Source organism: Sphingopyxis sp. J-6, from assembly GCF_046603995.1.
GTDB lineage: Bacteria > Pseudomonadota > Alphaproteobacteria > Sphingomonadales > Sphingomonadaceae > Sphingopyxis.
Genome location: NZ_CP145810.1, coordinates 3388655 through 3407408 on the forward strand (window position 1 = coordinate 3388655; position 18754 = coordinate 3407408).

Below are 18754 nucleotides of genomic sequence, written 5' to 3' on the forward strand. Positions count from 1 at the left end.
GCCCTGAACGCAACGATCGACGGAAGAGGCCATGGCGAAACGATTTTTTTCCTGCACGGCACCGCTGCTCATCGCCCTGCTCGCACCGCATGGCGCCGCGCAGGCACAGGAAGCGGCGGCGGCAGAGGCGGCATATGACCAACTGGCGGCCGAGGCCGCAACGCGGGCCGGCGATCCCGATTTCGACTATCGTCTCGGCATCGCCGCGCTCGACGCGGGGCGCTACGGCGAGGCGGTGATCGCCTTCCAGCGCGTGCTCGCGGTCCAGCCGGACAACGCCCCGGCGCGCGCCGAACTCGCCCGCGCCTATGCGCTGGCCGGCGATATCGACACCGCGCGGCAGGAATTCGCCACCGTCGTCGACGACCCCAGCCTGCCCGATCCGGTGCGCCAGCGCTTCACCGGCTTCGTGCGGCAGTTCGACAAGCAGATCGCGGGCGGCGGCTCCGACATATCGGGCTTTATCGACGCCCGCGCCGGCTATGACGACAATATCAACGCCGCGACCGACCTCAACACCATCGTCATCCCGCTGTTCAGCTTCCTCGGCCCCGGCACGCTCGGCCCCGGCGCGGTGGCGCAGGGCGACGAATATTACGAAATCCAGGGGGGGGTTTCGGCCGTCACCGCAATCGGGCGGCAGGATCGGCTGTTCGCAAGCGCGCTCGGCAACTGGCGCGATAATTTCGACAGCCGCCGCTTCGATCAGGCGGCGCTGACCGGCACAGCCGGCTATGCGCACAGCTTCGCCAATCGCGACGTTGTGTCCTTGTCGGGACAGGTCCAGAAATTCTGGCTCGGCCACGACGGCTATCGCACCGCCTATGGCGTCATCGGCCAATATACCAAGACGCTGAGCGGCGGCCGCGCGCTGACGCTGTCGGCGCAGTGGAACCGGCTCGATTACGACGGCGCGCCGACGCGCGATGCCGATCGCTATGCCGTCGGCATCGGCTATGTCACGCGCACCATCGCCGCCGGGCTGTCGGGCGGCAAGGAAGAAACCCGCCGCGCCGCGGGCGATGCCGAATCGAACTGGTTCGTCGGCGCCAATATCGGCGGCGAATTCCCGGTCGCGAACCGCATCGCGCTCGTTGCCGGCGCCGCCTTCGACCTGCGCCGCTACGATCAGGCCGACGCGTTGTTCCTCGTCGAGCGGGGCGACGAGCGGCTCGACCTCACCGCAGGGATCAAGGTCGCGCTGACCGACACCCTCTTCCTCCAGCCGCGCGCCACTTGGACGCGCAACTGGAGCAACATCGCCCTTTACGATTACGAGCGCTGGACTGCCTCGCTCGGCCTTCGCCTCGAATTCTGATCCGGACCGGGAGAGACGACCATGACGCACAACCCCCAGCTTCGCCGCCAAATTCGCCCCCAAATTCGCCTGGCCACCGCCCTGCTCGTCGGCGCATCGAGCCTGTCGCTGGCCGCCCCGGCCTTTGCCGGCGACCTGCTCTTCTCGTCGAAGGGCGACAAGAGCTTCGAATTCGGCGCCCGCGTCACCCAGCTCGACGGGCTGAAGCAGGTCCGTCTTGACGACGGCGCAGTCGTTTCGGTGCTCGGCGTCGCCGATTACCGTATCGACACCGACGGATCGGTGCATCTCTATGCCGGCAGCCTCACCATCGCGGGCGGCGACGGCACGACGGTCGTGCGCATGCCCGACGGGGTCGAAGGCCGCATCGCCGGGCGCGCGTCGGCGGCGACCTTCAGCGTCGGCGCCGACGGCAAGGGCCGGGGCCATGTGCTGACCGGCGCGGTCGATATCGGCCCGGCGGAAGCACCGCGGCGCTTTGCCGCAGGCCAGCTTTTCGCCTTCGCCCCCGGCGAACGCGCCCAGCAGGTCGTCTCGAACGGCGCGCAGGCGACCCCGGCCGCCGGCGATGCGGCCGATGCCCCGGTCGCCGACATGCGCGCGGGCGGCCCGGCGGCGGCGGCGGCGAACGGCGTGCCGGTGACGCTCGGCGATGCGCTGGCGGCGGCGGGCGCATCGAGCGATGTGCTCGCGGCGGCGCGCCGCGTCGATGCGGCGGTCGCCAACCCGGCGATCGAAAGCTTCCCGAGCGGCGACCTTGCGCTGCTGGTTGCGGGCGCCGCCGGGCTCGAGCATGCCTATGGCGGCACGCCCTTCCCCGGCGCGCAGGCCGACATCATCCGCACCTATCTGGCGCATCTCGCCGCCGGCCGGTCGGGGGCCGATTTCCTCACCGCCTATGCGGGTTTCCTCGGCCAATATCTCGACCTGCTCCGTTCGAACGCCGCACCGTCGAGCTTCGGCAGCGCCAGCCTCGCCGACATCAACGCCTTCATCGCCTATGCCGGGCGCACCGGCCGGCTCGGTCAGCTTGGCGCGCAGGACCGTGTCCTCGCCGACGCCTATCTCGCCTTCCTGCAGGGCGGCGGCAGTCCCGACCGCTTCGGCCGCAACTTCACCGACCTGACCGCCGCCTATTTCGCCTTCATCCGCGGCGGCGGCAATCCCGCCGACTTCGGTCAGGCGAGCGCGGCGACGATCGACGCCTATATCCGCTTCCTCGCCGACAGCGGGCTCGTCCAGCGGCTCGGGGCCACCGACCGGGCGCTGCTCGCCGCCTATCTCGGCAACGGCGGCATCGCCTTTGCGGCCGAATATCGCGCCGCACTCGACGCCTATTTCGCCTTCCTCGCCAGCGGCCGCCTGCCCAGCGCCTATGGCGCGCTCGATGCCGCGACGCTGCGCAGCTATCTCGAAACGCTCGCCGATGCGGGGCTGCTCGACACCGTCGCGGGCGACCGAGCGGCTTTCTATTCGGCCTATCTCGCCTTCCTGCGCGGCGGCGGGTCGCCCGATGCCTTTGCCGGCCTCCCCGCCAATATCTTCGCGGGCTATGCGTCCCAGCTCGATGCCTATTTCGCTTTCCTCGCGGCCGGCAATTTGCCGTCGGACTATGACGGCGCCGACATCGAACAGCTTCGCACTTACTTGGCCGCCCTGCAGGCCGGCGGTGCGCTCGACCGCTTCCTCGGCGATCGTGCCCAGTTCTTCACCGCCTATCTCGCCTTCGTGCAGGGCGGCGGACAGGCGAATGCGTTCCCCGGCCTGAACGCGAACATCTTCGCCGGTTATGCCGATGCGCTCGCCGCCTACTACGCCTATCTCGCGAACGGCGGCGTGCCCTCCGCCTATGGCGCCCTGACGCAGGAAACGATCCGCGCCTATATCGCGGCGCTGCAGGGGGCGGGGGCGAGCAACGCCTTCCTCGCCGAGCTCGCGGGCTTCTACAACGACTATTTCGCTTTCCTCGCGGGGGGCGGCAATCCCGACAATTTCGCCGGCCTGCCGGTGCCGCCCGACTTCGCGGCGTTCGCCGCCGCGCTCAATGCCTATGCCGCCTATCTTGCCGCGGGCGGGCTGCCGGCGGACTATGACGAACAGCAGCTCACAACGCTGCAAACCTACCTCGCCAGCGTCACCGGGTCGGGACAGGCGAACAGCCTGCTCGGCGCCAACGCCGACCTTCTGACCGCCTATTTCGCCTATCTCGCCGGCGGCGGCACGCCCAATGGTTTCAGCGGCCTGCCCGTCTATGCCAACTACGTCTCGGCGCTCAACGCCTACTATGCCTTCCTCGCCGGGGGCGGGTTGCCCGCCGATTACACCGCGCTGACTCCGGCCCAGATCAGAGCCTATCTTGCGGCGCTGAACGGCGCCGGCGGATTCGCCAGCCACGCCGGGCTCGACGCCTTCTTCACCGGATATTTTGCCTTTATCGCCGGTGGCGGCAATCCCGCGCAATTCGCCGGGCTGCCGGTCTATGCCGATTATGTTTCGGCACTGAATGCCTATTACGCCTTCCTCGCCGCGGGCGGGCTGCCAACGGACTATACTGCGCTGACTCCGGCCCAGATCAGGGCCTATCTCGCGGCGCTGAACGGCGCCGGCGGATTCACCAGCCACGCCGGGCTCGACGCCTTCTTCGTCCAATATTACGCCTTCCTCGCCGCCGGCGGCGATCCGGTCGAATATGGCGGGTTGCCGGTGTACAGCGACTATCTGGCGGCGGTGCAGGCCTATTACAGCTTCCTCCTCGGCGGCGGCCGTCCGTCCGAATATACGGCGCTGACACCCGAGCAGATCGAGACCTATCTGGCGCTGCTCGACGGGGCGGGCGTGCTGGACGACCGGCTCTCCGGGCCGATCCTCGCTTTCCTGACCGGCTATCTCGCCTATCTCGAAACCGGCGGCGATCCCGACCAGTTTGCGGGCCTTCCCGATCCCGGCGGCCCCGATAATCCGCAATATGCCGGCGGCTTTCCCAGCGGCACCACCGGTGCCCGCGCCTATGCGGTGCATGCCGGCGTCTCCTACCAGGCCTCCGCCACGCCGCAACTCGATGCCAATGGCGTGCTCACCGATGCCGGCGATCTCGGCATCGGCACCGCACAGGCGGTCGACGTCGCGGGAGACGCCTCGGTCGTCGTCGGACGCTATGTCGACGGCGCCCCACGCTTCCGCGGCTTCAATAACGATGTCGGCGCGAACGGCGGCATTCCATGGGTGGTCACCGCGCCGCTGACAACGCCGCTGCCGACCAGCGGCACGATCGATTACGACGTGCTCGCGGCCACGAAGCCCGTCTTCGCATCGGGCCGCGCCGCCCCCGGCACCTTCGACGCGAACCTGACCATCGGCTTCGACGCCTCCAGCCTCAGCTATGGTTTCGACGGCACCATCGTCATGCCCGAGGCGGGCGGCGACGTGCGCTACGACTTCGCGTCGGAAGGCCGCGCCGACGGCGCCCTCGTCAGCACCTTCGGCGTCAATCCGGTGTTCAACATGAACGGCAAGATGACCGGCAATGGCGACGCCTGCTCCAGCGACGGCTGTCTGATCCTCTTCTACGGTGGCTTCGGCGGTTCGGCGGACCGCGTCGGCATGACCTATCAGACCGTCGACAACCCCAATTTCCAGAGTGCCGAGCGGATTCAGGGCGCGGTTGCCTTTGCCGCGACGGGCTCGGGCGGGCCCGGTCCCGATCCGGACCCCGAACCGCAGCCGGAACCTGGCATCGCGACCGGCCAGTACGAGAACCAGTATCTGATCAACCTGACCTACGCCAATTTCGACGCCCAATATCGCTCGAAAGTCACCTATGACGATGCGGGCGTGCTGGTCGGCTGGACGCGCGACAATGGCTCGCCGCAGGGCGTCCAGCGCCCCGGCCCCGCCGGCGAAAGCGGCAGCGTCGATGGCGTCATCGGCTGGACGCGCTGGCTCGACACCAATAATTTCGGCCTCGACGACCCCAAGCTGGCCAACAGCGGTAACCCGATCCTGTCGGGCACCTTCGCCACTGCTCTGCCGACGACCGGCCGTGTCGACTATGCCCTCGTCGGCGCGACGCGGCCGACCGACCGGCTGGCAAATCTTGCGCCGGGCAGCTTTACCGGCAGTGTCGCGGTCGATTTCGCGACGAAGCGCGTGGGCTTCGATTTCGACATCGGGATCGACCAATATGGCTGGAACGTGAAGACCGCCGGCGGTGCCGCCGATCCCAACAACGGCGGCTATCGCCTGACCGGCAACAACGAGATCGACGGCCTCGCGCTGATCAGCGGCACCACTGCGGCGAGCTGCACCGCCACCTGCTCCAGCAATGTGCGCGGCGCGCTGTTCGGCCCCGGCGCGACCCATTTCGGTGCCGCCTATACGGTCAATGATGCCGGCGCCGGGCTTGTCGTCTCGGGCGTCGCCGCCTTCGCCGGCCAGCCGGCAGCGCCGACCAACCCCTATGCCCGCATGGCGCCGGGGGGCAGCAATCCCGTCGCGGCAACTGCGGCACCGACGCCCCCCCTGCCGACGGGCGCACCGGCCGGAAGCGGCTCGCCGCCGCCCGCATCGCTCTCGGCCGATTGGGGGCGCTGGGCCGCATCGTCGGCAGGCACACCGCCCGTCGCCGCGCCCGGTACGCCTGCCCTGCCGACCGCGGCCCCGCAGGCCGGCGACGCGGGCGACCTGCGCCAGCGTGCCGAGCGCCTGCTCGGCGGGCTGGTCAGCTTCAAAGCGCCGCGTTGACCGGGGCGCCGCGACCCTCTTCGGCCGGGCAGCATGCTTGCCCCGTCCCTTCGGCCATGCCAGAAGGGGCGGGGTCGCCTGCCATTATGGGGGATTGCAGCGCCAGCATCATGGAAACGCTGAAGATATTATATGTCGAGGATGACCAGCGCGCCGCCTCGGAGGTGCAGGCGCTCGCCGCCGCGCGCGGCGACATCGTCACTTGGGAAAACAGCGGCGCCGGCGGGCTGTTGCGCGCCGGCATGGAAAAATTCGACGTCATCATCCTCGACCGCATGCTCGGCGACCTCGACGGGCTGACGATCGTCAAGCGGCTTCGCGAAAGCGGCGTCGGCACGCCGGTGCTCATGCTCTCGGCGCTCGGACGCACCACCGACCGCGCCGAAGGGCTCGACGCGGGCGCCGACGATTATCTCGCCAAGCCGTTCGAGGCCGAGGAATTGATGGCGCGGCTGCGCGCCCTCTACCGCCGCGCATCGGGGCGCGAGCATAGCGCGGTCATCCTCTACGGTGCGTTCGAATGCCATGTGAAGGCGCGCACCGCCTTTCGCCAGAACCGGCACCTCGCGCTCAGCCCGCGCGAGTTCGAGCTGTTCCGCTATTTCATGGAAAATGCCGGCGAGGTGGTGACGCGCGAGATGCTGCTGCGCGATGTGTGGAACATGTCGTTCGACCCGCAGACGAACGTCGTCGACGTCAACGTCGGCCGGCTGCGGCGCAAGCTCGAGGACGGGTTCGCCAGCCCCGCGCTCGAAACCATCTGGGGCTCGGGCTACCGCCTGCTCGACGGGAGGTAGGAGCGATCACGCGCCGTTCGATCTTCTCGCGCATCGTCCGCCTCGCGATCCTGCTGTCGCTGGCGCTCGTCTCCGGCCTGTGGATACTGACCGACCAGACGATCCGCGCGACGGTCGCCGCTTCGGCGCGCAAGGCGGTCGATGTCGATCTCGCCGGGCTGGTCGATATCTATGCCACCAGCGGACGCGGCGAACTCGAACGGCGCATCGCCGACCGGCTGGCGATCACCCCGTCGGACGGCGGGGCGCCGCATTATCTGCTCGCCGATGCCCGCGGCGCGCGCCTCGCGGGCGACCTCGCGGCTTGGCCCGAGCTCGATGCCGGCGTATCGGAAAGCGGCACGATCCGCATCGGCGCCGGTACCGAAGCCTATGCCCGCGCAACGCGTCTCGGGCCCGGCCTCCAGCTCGTCGTCGCGCGCGATACCGGTGACAATGGCGCACTCCTCCAGCGCGTGGCGCTGGTCTTTCTCGGCGGCGGCGCGCTGTTCGTGCTGCTCGTCGGCGGGCTTGGCCGCACCGCCGCGGGCCGGCTCCACTGGCGCATCGAGCGCATCAACGACGCCTTTCGCGATTCGGACGAGGACCGGCTGGCGACGCTGCGCAGCGGCGGCGCGCGCGACGAGATCGACGAATTGACCGGACACAGCGCCGCCGCACTATCGCGGCAGAAGCGGCTGATCGAGGCGTATCGCGATGCCTCCGATCAGATCGCGCACGAAATCCGCACCCCGCTGATGCACCTCGACGGGCGGCTCACCAAGGCGCTGGCGGCGGGCGCCGACAGCGCCGTCGCCGCGCGGCTGCTCGAGGCGCGCGGCGACATCAAGCGGCTGGTGGCGATGCTCGAATCGCTGCTCGACATCGCCGCGAGCAAGGCGCGGCGCGGCGACCGCCACGGGCTGCGCCCGGTCGATCTCAGCGCGATGGTGACGCGCATCTGCGAACTTTACGCCGACAGCGCCGAGGATTCGGGGCATGATTTTTCCTGGTCGGTCGCCCCCGGAATCGTCTTCGAGGGTGAAGAGGCCCAGCTTGGCCAGCTCGTCACCAACCTGCTCGACAATGCGCTCAAATATGCGCCGGCGGGCAGCAAGGTGCGCCTCGCGCTCGCGCCGGGTCCGGTGCTGACAGTCGAGGACGACGGGCCCGGCGTGCCCGAAACCGACCGCGAAAAAATCTTCGAACGCTTCCATCGCAGCGCCAATGTCCGGCGCGACGCACCGGGAAGCGGGCTCGGCCTCGCGCTGGCGCGTGCGATCGCCGAGCGCCACGATCTGACACTCACGCTGGCGCCGTCCGAAAAGGGCGCGCGCTTCATCGTAAAGGAACAGGCGACATGACCGGGCGCAGTCACTCCCGCTGGATCGGCATCGGCCTTGTTGCGGCGCTTGCCGGATGCGCGGCGCATGGCACCGAACCCCGCGCCGCCGCCGCTCCGTCCGGCGCATCGCGGGCCAGCGGCGTCGCGGCCGACCTCGCCGCCGCCGACGCGGCGCACGGGAATGGCGACAAGCGGGTGCTCGCGTCGACGTTGCTCCGGCTCGGCCAGCGCGGCGCGCGGCCACTCGACGACGCCGTCGCCGACGACCCGGTTCCCGCCTGGCGCGCCGCCGTTTCCGACAAGCTCCCGCCGTTACGCGGCCGCGCGCTCGGCCCCGGCTACGTGCGCGGCACGCTCGCGCCCGGCAACGAGACCAGCCTGAACCAGCTCTTCCTGTCCGGACAGGCGGCGACCATTGCGGCCGACTCGCAGCCGCAAAGCGAACTCCGGCTGCGCATCTATGACGGCGACGGCAAGCTCGTCTGCGACCGCACCCCGGCGCACGCCCGCGATTGCCGGTTCACCCCGGTCTTTACCCAGCGTTATCGGATCGAACTCAGCAACGGCGGCGCGCGGCGGGTGAATTATTACCTCGTGCTCGACTAGCGTTCGGTCCGCCGACGGGATGACCGGAATGGGAGAGCGGATGTCGCTTCCCACATTTTCGTCATCCCAGGCTTGATCCGGGATCCACGGCGGCGGCGAAGTCATGGACCCCGGATCAAGTCCGGGATGACGAAGAGGGAAATATCCGCAACCGCCCGAAACCAGCCGGCCTATTTTCATTCCTCGCCCTCAAAATGGCTTCAAAAGGCTTGAATTTTGCGCCAATTCCGGCGCAAGAGCACGCGGGGTCGCACGCAAATCGGGGGACGAGCGATGCGGGATGGAACGAGCCGGGCGGCGCGGCTGGCGGCAATGGCAATGTGTCTGGCGTGGAGCGCGGGAGTAGCCGCAGCGCCGGCCTCGCCCGTCGACCGTGCCAAGCTCGACACCCTCGTCGCGCGCGTCGAGGTCGCCGAACCCGAAGCCGATCAGGCCGCCTATCGCGCCCTTGCCGACGAAACGCTGGCCGAAGCGCGGCGCCTCTACCCGGCCGGGCATCCCGAGATCGCGGCGCGCGAGCTCTATGGCGCCATCTCGCGCGCTTCGGCGGGCGAGATGGACGCGGCGCTTGCGATTATCGACCGGATCGCGCCGCAACTCGAAAAGGCGCCCGGCTATCGCAAGAGCTGGCGCGACACGCTCAGCCTCCGCGCTTATGTCGCGAGCTTCAAGGGCGATCATACGGCCTCGCTCGCGCTCAACGAACAGCTCGTCGCCGATTATGCGAAGGACGCGCCGGGCAGCGATCACGCCGTCGCGCTTTCCAATCTTGCCGCCGCCTATCTCGAACAGGGGCGCCTCGACGAAGCGCTCGAACGCAACGCCCGGGCGGTCGAGATGGGGTTCGCGCTCGACCCCGTCCCCCCGGCGGTCGCGGTGTGGAGCGCCAACCGGATCGTCTATCTCTATTCGGCCGGCCGCACCGAGGAAGCGATCACCGCGGCGCAAAATGCCATCGGGCGGACCGGCGGCGCACTGGGCGCCGACCATCCGATGATGGCCAATCTCTATGCCAATTTCGGCGCCGTCCTGTTTCGCATCAACCGCCCGCACGACGCGATGCCGATGATCCGGCGCGCTTTCGAACTGACCGAAAAGGCCAGCGGCGGGCCCAATCAGAACAGCGCCGCGATGCGGGTGCAGTTTGCGCAGGCGCTGACCCGCGCCAGGCAATATGACGACGCCATCGCCTTCCTCGACGTCGCGACGCCGATCATCGACAAGCAGCTCGGCGCGCAAAGCGACCGGGCGCTCGTCGCGCGCGATACGCGGCTGATCGCGCTGATCGGCACCGGCCGCGGCGCCGAGGCGCAGCCGCTGGCCCGCGAGCTGCTGGCCATCCGCGACGAGCGCCTGCCCGAAGGGCATCGCGATCGCGCCAATGCGCGCGACAATCTGGCGAAGGCGGCGTTCGCCAACGCCGACTGGGCGGGCGCCGAAAATGCGGCGGCGGAAGCAGTCGCGCTGCGCATGAAAATGCTGCCCGCCGACCACCCCGACCTGCTGCTGGCCCGCGCCATGGTGCTGCGCGCGCAGGATCGCGGCGACAGCCGTCCGGCCGCCGATCTTGTGGCCGAAGCGCGCAGCCTGTTCGCGGATCTCACGCTCGGCGCCAACCTCGCGCGCGGGTCGGCGCAGGCCGAACGCCAGCGCCCGGCCTATGGCTGGCTCGCCGAACTGTTCGCCCGTCGGGGCGCCGTGGACGACGCGTTCGGGGCGCAGCAATGGGCGGCTCGCAGCAGTATCGACGATGCGCTGGCGATAGCCGAAAGCGAACGCGCCGCGGCGACCGACACGGTGTTCGCAACCAAGGTTGCCGAACGGCGCCAGTTGCTGGCCGCGCGTCAGGGCCTGAACGCCCGGATCGAGGCGAACCTCGCACGCCCCGATCCGGCCTTCGACCTTGTCGCCGTGACCGGAGAACTCGCGGCCAACCGGCAGGCGATCCTTGCGCTTGACGCCGGGCTTGCGCCGCCCGAACTCGCCCGGCTCGTCTTCACGCCGTCGACGCTCGCCGAAATGGAAGCCGCAACCGGCCAAGCCGGCGCAACCGCGATGCTCACCGATCTGGGCGGCGCGTGGCTTGCGACGCTCACCCGCGGCGACGAGCCGCTCCAATATCTGATCCCGGCCGACGCGCCGGTCGGGGCGCTCGTCGCACGGCTCCGCGCCTCGCTCGACGCGGGCGATCGCGGCGCCTTCGACCGGGCGGCAGCGGCCGACCTCTATGCGTTGCTGTTTCCGGAAAAGGCGGCCGCAATGCTGCGCCCCGTGCGGCAGCTCGCGGTGATCGCCAACGGCTCGCTCGGCGCTCTGCCCTTCGGCCTGCTCGTGCCCGACACGCGCAGCGGCGATTATCTGATCGACCGCCTCGCGCTCAGCCGGCGCGTCCGCGCACCGCGGGCCGGCGATCCGCATGGCGATGCGACGCCCGCCGACGGCACGCTGATCGCCCTCGGCGGGGTCGAAGGCCGCAAGGCCGGCTCGCTGATGGCGATGCGCTCCGCCGGTACCGCGCAGGCCATCGATGCCTTGCCCGAGCTTCCCGATGCCGCGCGCGAGCTATCGGCGCTGGCCGCCGCGATCGGCGGCGACAATTCGCGCCTGCTGATCGGCGAGCGCGCGACCGAGGCCGAATTGCGCGCGACCACCGTACCGCGCGGCGCGGTACTCGCCTTTGCGACGCACGGCCTGATCTCGGGCGAACTCGACGGGCTTGACGAACCGGCACTGCTGCTGACCCCGGCCGGCGGCGACGACGGCCTGCTCAAGCCCAGCGAGATCGGCGGTCTCAGCCTGCCGGCGCGGCTGGTCATCCTGTCGGCATGCAACACGGCGGGCGCCGCCGGCGCCGACCGGCCGCAACTCTCTGGGCTGGTACAGGGCTTTTTTCTCGCCGGTGCGGACGAGGTGATGGCAAGCCACTGGCCGGTCCGCGACGATGTCGCACGGCGACTGTCGGTGGGCACCGTCCGCGGGCTACGCGCGGGTTTCGATCCGGCCAGCGCGCTCCGCGACGCGATCCGCAAGATCCGCAAGGGAAGCGACGGCGAGGCGCGCGTGGCGCATCCCGCCCATTGGGCGCCGTTCGAACTTTTCTCTCGATAGGGCAGCCGAGCAGAGCCGGGGTCTATTCGACTTTCAGGTCGTCGGACCGCAGATTCTTCACCAGCTCGATGAAGGATTTTTTGGCGAGCGCCTGCAGGACCGGCATCCGCGCGGCCCAGGGCTTTTCGTAGCCCGCGAAGACCGTCATTCCCTCCATCGACGCGGAAATGAACAGCGCCAGTATTTCACGCGCTTCGCCCGACAGGCTGGGGTTGATCTCCGCGATCAGTTCGTTGAGCGATACGCGCGCGCGTTCGTAAAGCTCGTTCATCCGGTCGTGAACGAAACCGTCGTGGTTCGCCATCGCCCAGAGTTCGGGAAAGAAGCGCGTCGTCTTCTTCGTCGTGATATCCTCGAGGATGAGCTCGACCAGATTCTCGAGCCGCGCCTCGGCGCTTGCGCCGGGCTCGTGGATGATCTCGTCGAACGCTTCCTCGTAACTGCTGATCACCGCGTTCAGCAGTTCGCGAATCAGGTCGTCCTTCGATTTGAAATAATAGTTGAGGCTGCCGACGTTCATTCCCGATTCGGTGGCGATTCGGCGCAGCGTCAGAGCCGACGCGCCCTGATCGACCAACAGCGTCAGCGCCGACCGCAATATCTGCTCAAAGCCATCCTGACCCCGCGCATACCCCCCCGTCCGCGGCGTGATCTTCAGGTCGGGAACGATGAAATTGGTCACTTTTTTAGGGCCTCCTCCCCTCCGCCTAGCCAGTTCGCCCTCGCCGGACAAGTGTCCGACTTTACTCACTTGACTAAAGTTAGTCGAACGCATAATTTTTAAATGCGGGCCACAAGAGCCCAGGGAATTGAATCAGGGAGGCCGGAATGGCGCGCGTCGATCGAATGGCGGCTTTTGCCATGCTGCTGATGTCAGCCAGCGCGGCAGGCGCACAAAATTTTCCGCAGCCGCTGCCCGAGGAGCCGGTCCCGACCGTTTCCGAATTGCCCGACCGCTATCCCGATAGCTGGGTCTTCGTGCACGACCTGCACTTCAACAGCCTGCCCGACGGGCGCGCCGCGATCGTCGATGTCGCCGCCGCAAACCACAATCTGCGCGGCCAGATCCCCGTCGCGCAGTTCGGCAACATCCTGCCGTCGACGACGCGCGGCGAAATCTATGTCGGCGAAACCTTCTATTCGCGGCTGACCCGCGGCGAGCGCACCGACGTCATCACCATCTGGGATACGAAGACGCTCGCCCCGAAGGACGAGATCGTCCTGCCCGGCGGCAAGCGCGGCCTGTTCGTCACGCTGCGCAACAGCCTGCAACTGACCAACGACGAAAAATGGGCGCTGGTCTTCAACTTCACGCCCGGATCGTCGGTGACCGTCGTCGACCTGGATGGCCGCAAGATATTGTCGGACATCGACCTGCCGGGCTGCTCGCTCGTCTATCCGACCGGGCCGCGCGGTTTCACTTCGCTCTGCGCCGACGGCACGATGACCAGCATCGCGCTCGACGCCGCGGGCAAGGCCGGACCGGCGGTCACCAGCGAGGCGTTCAACGATATCGACGACGACCCGCTGTTCATGACCCCGGCGATGGTCGGACGGACGGGCTGGTTCGTCAGCTTCAAGGGCAATTTGCGCGCGATCGATTTTGCGGGAGCCGCAGCGAAAGACCTCGGCAGTTTCGCGATCCCGCCGCAGGCAGGCGGCGAACCCGAATGGCGCCCCGCCGGCTGGCAGGTCATCTCGGCCGACCGCGCCGGGCTGCTTTATGTGCTGATGAATCCCAAGGGCGTCGAAGGATCGCACAAGGACGGCGGCACCGAGGCGTGGGTCATCGACCCGCAGGCAAAGACGCTGGTCTGCCGCATCGCGCTCAAGAACCACAGCCTGTCGATCGAGGCGACGCAACAGCAAAAGCCATTGCTCGTAGCATCCCGCCCCGACGGCTCCCTCGACGTCTATGACGCAGCGAGCGGCGCGTTCGTCCGTACGGTCGCAAGCGTCGTCCACGATCCCATGACGATGACGGCCGCACGCTGATGGGTGCGATCGCGTCCGTCGCGGCGTTGTTCCTGGCGGCGGTCCTCGGGGCGTCGGCGGTGCACAAGATCGTCGATCGGGGCCGGCTTGCGCAAGCGACGTCGGGCCTCCTGCGACTGCCCCAGGTTGTCGCGATGCCGGTGACGATGGCGGCCGCAGCGACCGAGACGGCCGCGGCGCTCTCCCTGCTTTTCCCGGCTTCGCGGCCCGTCGGCGCATTGCTCGCCGCGTTGCTGTGGTTCCTCTATGCCGCCGCACTATTTGCGGCGCGGCGGCGCGGCGACGCAGCGATCGACTGCGGATGCGATTTCGGCAAGCCGCGGCGCGGGATCGGCCTCTTCGTCATCGGCCGCGCGATCGCGCTCGCCGCCGGCGCGCTTGTCCTCCTCATCTCTCCCGCGGGGGGCGGCGGCTTCGACATCCAGTCGATCCTCGCCGCCCTCGCCTTTGTCGCGCTGCTCTTTGCGGCCGGCGAAATCGCCCATCTTCCTGCCACCAGCCGGAGTGCTGCCCGATGACCGGATTTTTCCTCGCTTCGCAAATCCTGCTGTGGATCGCCGTCGGGGTCCTCGGCGTCCTCGTCGCGGCGCTCGCGCGGCAGGTCGGGGTGCTGCACGAACGCATTGCGCCAGCCGGCGCACTGACGCTGCACCAGAAGGTCAATGTCGGCGACAAGGCGCCTGAAATGACTCTCGAAACCCTGGACGGGCGGCAGGTCGCGATCGGCGGCAAGCGGCAGCGTCGCGGCCAGCTCATCTTCTTCCTCTCGCCCGACTGCCCGGTGTGCAAGACGCTCTTACCCGTCGTCCGTTCGGCAAGCGGCGCCGAGCGCGGCTGGCTGGATGTGGTGCTGGCAAGCGATGGCGACGTCGCAGCCCATCGCCGGCTGGCGATGGCCGAGGGGCTGACGGGCTTCGACTATGTGCTCTCCGAAGAACTCGGCCGGTCGCTCGGCGTGTCGAAGCTCCCTTATGCCGTGCTGATCGACGAGGCGGGCAACATCGCCTCGCTCGGCCTCGTCAACAACCGCGAGCATCTCGAAAGCCTGTTCGAAGCCAAGGAACGCCGCGTCGCGTCGATCCAGGAATATCTCGCGCGCGGCTGATCCCGCCATCGCGACAAGAAGGGGACGAATATGTCGGGACTGGACAAATTTTCCGAAAAAATGACCCGCCGGGTCGCCCGGGCGACGTCGCGGCGCAGCCTGCTGACGCTGATCGGCGGCGCAATCACGGGAGCCGCGGTCATCCCTGTCTTGCCGGTCTCGCGGGCGCAGGCACAGGGTCATGGCCATAGCGGCGGCGGCGATCCCGTCGCGCCGCAAACGACCGGCAATCCGCAGGATCCCGGCGATCAGACCCAGTGCGATTACTGGCGTTATTGCGCGATCGACGGTTTTCTGTGCAGTTGCTGCGGCGGCACCGCGAGCAGTTGCCCGCCGGGCACCGAAATGTCGCCGATTACGTGGATCGGCACCTGCCAGAACCCCGCCGACAACCGCGCCTATATCATCAGCTATAACGATTGCTGCGGCAAATCCTCGTGCGGGCGCTGCCTCTGCAACCGCAACGAACGCGACCGGCCGATGGTCCGCCCGCAGGCGAACAACGACATCAACTGGTGCCTCGGCACGTCGAGCGCGATCTACAATTGCTCGACCGCGGTGATCCTCGGCGTCGCGCTGGAGCAGCAGTGATGAAGCAGTGGGCAATCCTCTTCGCGCTGGCCGGGCTGACAGCCGCCGGACCGGCGACCGCCGCCGACGACGGCGCGACGATCTACAAGCGCTGCGCCGCTTGCCATCTGGCGAACGGCGCCGGGGTTCCCGGTGCCTTCCCGCCGCTGAAGAACGATGTCCGGGCGCTGGCCGGAACCGCCGCCGGACGCCGTTATCTCGCGCTGGTCGTGATCCGCGGCGTGTCGGGACCCATCACGGTCGAAGGCAAGGCCTATCGCGGGATGATGCCGGCGCAGGCCGGGCTCAATGACGCACAGGTCGCGGCGGTGCTCAACCATGTGGTTCGTGGCGGCTCGGCAAAAGCTTTCACCGCGCGCGAGATCGCGGGATATCGCGCGGGCAGCGCCTCGCTCAACTCCGCCGCCGTCGGGCGTCTCCAACCGAGCCTCGCCGGCAAATGAAATGGCTGGCCGTCCCCGCGCTGATGCTGGCGACCGGGGCGGCCGTGGCGACGCCTGTTTCGGACAGCCCGCCTTCGAGCGGGACCGCGGCGATGCCGGGCGTCGCCAATCCGGCCCGCGCGCGGCAGAACTGGATCCTGACCTGTCAGGGCTGTCACCGCGCCGATGCGACGGGGACGCCGCAGACGACGCCGACGATGGCGGGGTTCGTCGCGCAGTTCCTGCAGGTGCCGGGCGGGCGCGAATATCTGGCGCAGGTGCCGGGCGTCGCGACCGCCGCATTGTCCGACGACGCACTGGCCGAAGTACTGAACTGGTCGCTCCTGCGCTTCGATCCCGCGCATGTTCCCGGTGATTTCACACCCTACACACCCGCCGAGGTGGGGCGGCTGCGGCTGCAACCGCTGCGAACCGAAGCGGCGGCGGTGCGGGCGGGCATGGTCGCCCGCTTCGCCCCCGCCGGAAAGCCATAGAAACAAGAATAGACAGGGGAGAATTTTCGATGACTAAGCTGATGATGCGCGACGCCACGCGTCCGCTACTGGCCTTGCTCATGGCGGGGGTTTCCGCGCCAGCGCTGGCGCAGGAGGCCGCGACCGAAGTCGCGGTGGCCGAAACCACGGACGGCACCGACATCGTCGTGACCGCGCAAAAGCGGTCCGAACGCCTGCAGGATGTGCCGATCGCGGTCAGCGCGCTCGGCGGCGACTCGCTGGAAAAACAGCGCGTCACGCAGGCCGACGAACTCGCGGGCAAGATCGTCAACCTCCAGCTCACCTCGACCGTCGGCGACAACACGCCGATTTTCGCGCTGCGCGGCGTGTCGATGTCGGACTACAGCCTCAATCAGGCAAGCCCCGTCGCCACCTATTATGACGAAGTCTACAAGGGCAATTTCGCTTTTCTCGGCGTCGCCATGTACGACCTCGAGCGCGTCGAGGTGCTGCGCGGACCGCAGGGCACGCTCTATGGCAAGAACACCACCGGCGGCGCGGTCAACCTGATCAGCCGCACCCCGGTGCTCGGCGATACCGAGGGCTATCTCAACCTCGGCTACGGCAACTATAATCGCTACGAAGCCAATGGCGCGGTGAGCGTCCCGCTCGGCGAGACATTGGCGGCGCGCGTCGCCTTCACCTTCGCGCGCGCCGACGGCTGGTTCAAAAACCAGCTTCCGGGCGAACCCGACCTGGCCAGCGTCCGCGAATATGGCGTGCGCGGCAGCCTGCTCTTCGAACCGAGCGATAGCGCCCGCTTCGTCCTCCGCGCCTCGACCAGCTACCAGAACCCGCGCAACTATGGCATCTATGCCCAGCCCGAAGCGGTGAACCGCCCCGGTCTCGGCCGGCGCCAGATTGAAGCGAACGTCACCGATCGCCGCCGTGCCCGCACCTGGTCAGTATCGCTGACCGGCACGGTCGACCTCTCGGACGAACTCGCCATCACCAGCGTCACCTCGTGGGACAAGGGACGGCTGAGCTTCTACGAGGATACCGACGGCACCGCGAGCGAGCTGCTCGAAATCCCCTATGCCGACCGGGCGACGCAATTCGCGCAAGACCTCCGCCTTACCAGCGATTTCGGCGGGCCGTTCAACTTCATCCTCGGCGCCTATTTCAACCGCGAGAAGGTCTATAACCAGACGACGTTCGAGATCGGCAAGGACATCGATTCCGACGGCCTGCCCGGTGTCACCGATGCCGACTGCGCGATCGGCTTTCCCTTGGGCTGCCTGTTCCGCAACAGCTTCGACCAGCTCAAGAAAAGCTATGCGCTCTATTCGGACATGAGCTTCGAGGTCACCGACCAGCTCACCCTGCGCGGCGGCATCCGCTTCACGCACGACAAAGGCGTACAGAGCAATTTCGAGGCCAATGCCTTCGGTCCGAACGAAGTGCTGGTGATGAACCTGATCCCGCCGTCGCGGCTCGATTACAGCACCGAAAACCTGTCGGGGAAGATCGGCGCCGATTACAAGATCAACCCCGACGTCATGGTCTATGGCAATTACAGCCGCGGCTACCGCGCACCGAGCTTCAACGCGCAGGCCTTTTTCGACCCGTCCGAACTGTCGGTCGCAAAGGCCGAAAAGATCGATGCGTTCGAACTCGGGCTGAAGAGCCAGTTCGCCGACCGCCGCGTCACGCTCAACATGGCGGCGTTCCGTTATACCTACAGCAACCAGCAGTTCATCAACGTCGACCCGGCGACCGCGGCGCAGACGTTGCTGAACATTCCGCGGTCGCAGATATTGGGGGGCGAGGCCGAGCTGACGGTGCGTGCCACCGACATGGTCACGCTGCGCGCCGGGGTCGGCATTCTCGACACCAAGATCAAGCGCGGCACGTCAGCGGGGTCGATGTCAGCGGCAACAATCTGTCGAACGCACCAAAGCTGACCTTCACCGGGGGCGTCGATGCGACGGTGATCGACGACGGCAGCGGCAAGGTCAGCCTGCACGGCGACCTCAACTATTCGTCGAGCCAGTATTTCGAAGTGCTCAACATCCCCCGCCTGCGCCAGAAAAGCTATGTACTGCTTTCGGGCCACATCGATTGGGAGTCGGCCGACGGGCGCTGGACGGCGTCGGTATGGGGCAAGAACCTGACCAACAAATTCTATTTCACCTCGCGCGTCGACCTGCTCGCGGGCTTCGGCTTCGACTATAATCATGTCGGAACGCCGCGAACCTATGGCGTGACCGTGGGCACGAAATTCTGACCGGAG

The 18754-nt window shown here is 67.9% G+C and carries 15 protein-coding genes; 14 read left to right on the top strand and 1 reads right to left on the bottom strand.

Annotated features, from left to right (window positions below):
* The first annotated feature begins 31 nt into the window (after positions 1-31).
* From V6U71_RS16200 to V6U71_RS16225, 6 genes are all read left to right on the top strand, one after another.
* Positions 32-1318 (top strand): tetratricopeptide repeat protein, encoded by a 1287-nt coding sequence (locus V6U71_RS16200; RefSeq protein ID WP_411339412.1) that lies wholly within the window; start codon positions 32-34, stop codon positions 1316-1318.
* Positions 1319-1339: 21 nt separating this feature from the next.
* Complete coding sequence (locus V6U71_RS16205; protein ID WP_411339413.1) at positions 1340-6058, top strand: hypothetical protein; 4719 nt, start codon at positions 1340-1342, stop codon at positions 6056-6058.
* A 110-nt stretch (positions 6059-6168) separates the two neighbouring features.
* Complete coding sequence (locus V6U71_RS16210) at positions 6169-6855, top strand: response regulator transcription factor (RefSeq protein ID WP_054730990.1); 687 nt, start codon at positions 6169-6171, stop codon at positions 6853-6855.
* 167 nt (positions 6856-7022) lie between these two features.
* The gene (locus V6U71_RS16215; RefSeq protein WP_411342367.1) at positions 7023-8198 is read left to right on the top strand and encodes a sensor histidine kinase; all 1176 of its coding nucleotides are present in this window, start codon (positions 7023-7025) and stop codon (positions 8196-8198) included.
* Positions 8195-8785: a hypothetical protein gene (locus V6U71_RS16220; protein ID WP_411339414.1), complete on the top strand. Its 591-nt coding sequence runs from the start codon at positions 8195-8197 to the stop codon at positions 8783-8785. The genes V6U71_RS16215 and V6U71_RS16220 overlap by 4 nt, the downstream gene beginning before the upstream one ends.
* A gap of 273 nt (positions 8786-9058) precedes the next feature.
* On the top strand, positions 9059-11893 hold the full coding sequence (locus V6U71_RS16225; protein ID WP_411339415.1) for a CHAT domain-containing tetratricopeptide repeat protein: 2835 nt from the start codon (positions 9059-9061) through the stop codon (positions 11891-11893).
* Positions 11894-11915: 22 nt separating this feature from the next.
* Here V6U71_RS16225 and V6U71_RS16230 read toward each other — a convergent pair whose 3' ends face one another.
* Positions 11916-12575 (bottom strand): TetR/AcrR family transcriptional regulator, encoded by a 660-nt coding sequence (locus tag V6U71_RS16230; protein ID WP_411339416.1) that lies wholly within the window; start codon positions 12573-12575, stop codon positions 11916-11918.
* A 164-nt stretch (positions 12576-12739) separates the two neighbouring features.
* Here V6U71_RS16230 and V6U71_RS16235 point away from each other — a divergent pair, with 164 nt between their 5' ends.
* From V6U71_RS16235 to V6U71_RS16270, 8 genes are read left to right on the top strand one after another with little or no spacing between them, the layout of a single operon-like run.
* The gene (locus tag V6U71_RS16235; RefSeq protein WP_411339417.1) at positions 12740-13888 is read left to right on the top strand and encodes an amine dehydrogenase large subunit; all 1149 of its coding nucleotides are present in this window, start codon (positions 12740-12742) and stop codon (positions 13886-13888) included.
* A complete protein-coding gene (locus V6U71_RS16240) occupies positions 13888-14406 on the top strand; it encodes a MauE/DoxX family redox-associated membrane protein (protein ID WP_411339418.1) in 519 nt (172 codons plus the stop codon). The genes V6U71_RS16235 and V6U71_RS16240 overlap by 1 nt, the downstream gene beginning before the upstream one ends.
* Positions 14403-14993 carry a redoxin family protein gene (locus V6U71_RS16245; RefSeq protein ID WP_411339419.1) on the top strand — a complete coding sequence of 197 codons (591 nt, stop codon included), beginning with the start codon at positions 14403-14405 and terminating at the stop codon, positions 14991-14993. Before V6U71_RS16240 ends, V6U71_RS16245 begins: the two co-directional genes overlap by 4 nt.
* 30 nt (positions 14994-15023) lie before the next feature.
* Positions 15024-15584: a methylamine dehydrogenase light chain gene (locus tag V6U71_RS16250; protein WP_054730999.1), complete on the top strand. Its 561-nt coding sequence runs from the start codon at positions 15024-15026 to the stop codon at positions 15582-15584.
* A complete protein-coding gene (locus V6U71_RS16255; RefSeq protein WP_411339420.1) occupies positions 15584-16027 on the top strand; it encodes a c-type cytochrome in 444 nt (147 codons plus the stop codon). Before V6U71_RS16250 ends, V6U71_RS16255 begins: the two co-directional genes overlap by 1 nt.
* Positions 16024-16500 (top strand): cytochrome C, encoded by a 477-nt coding sequence (locus V6U71_RS16260; RefSeq protein WP_411339421.1) that lies wholly within the window; start codon positions 16024-16026, stop codon positions 16498-16500. The genes V6U71_RS16255 and V6U71_RS16260 overlap by 4 nt, the downstream gene beginning before the upstream one ends.
* A 29-nt stretch (positions 16501-16529) precedes the next feature.
* Positions 16530-18425 (top strand): TonB-dependent receptor, encoded by a 1896-nt coding sequence (locus tag V6U71_RS16265; RefSeq protein ID WP_411339422.1) that lies wholly within the window; start codon positions 16530-16532, stop codon positions 18423-18425.
* A 26-nt stretch (positions 18426-18451) separates the two neighbouring features.
* The gene (locus V6U71_RS16270; protein WP_411339423.1) at positions 18452-18748 is read left to right on the top strand and encodes a hypothetical protein; all 297 of its coding nucleotides are present in this window, start codon (positions 18452-18454) and stop codon (positions 18746-18748) included.
* Positions 18749-18754 lie beyond the last annotated feature (6 nt).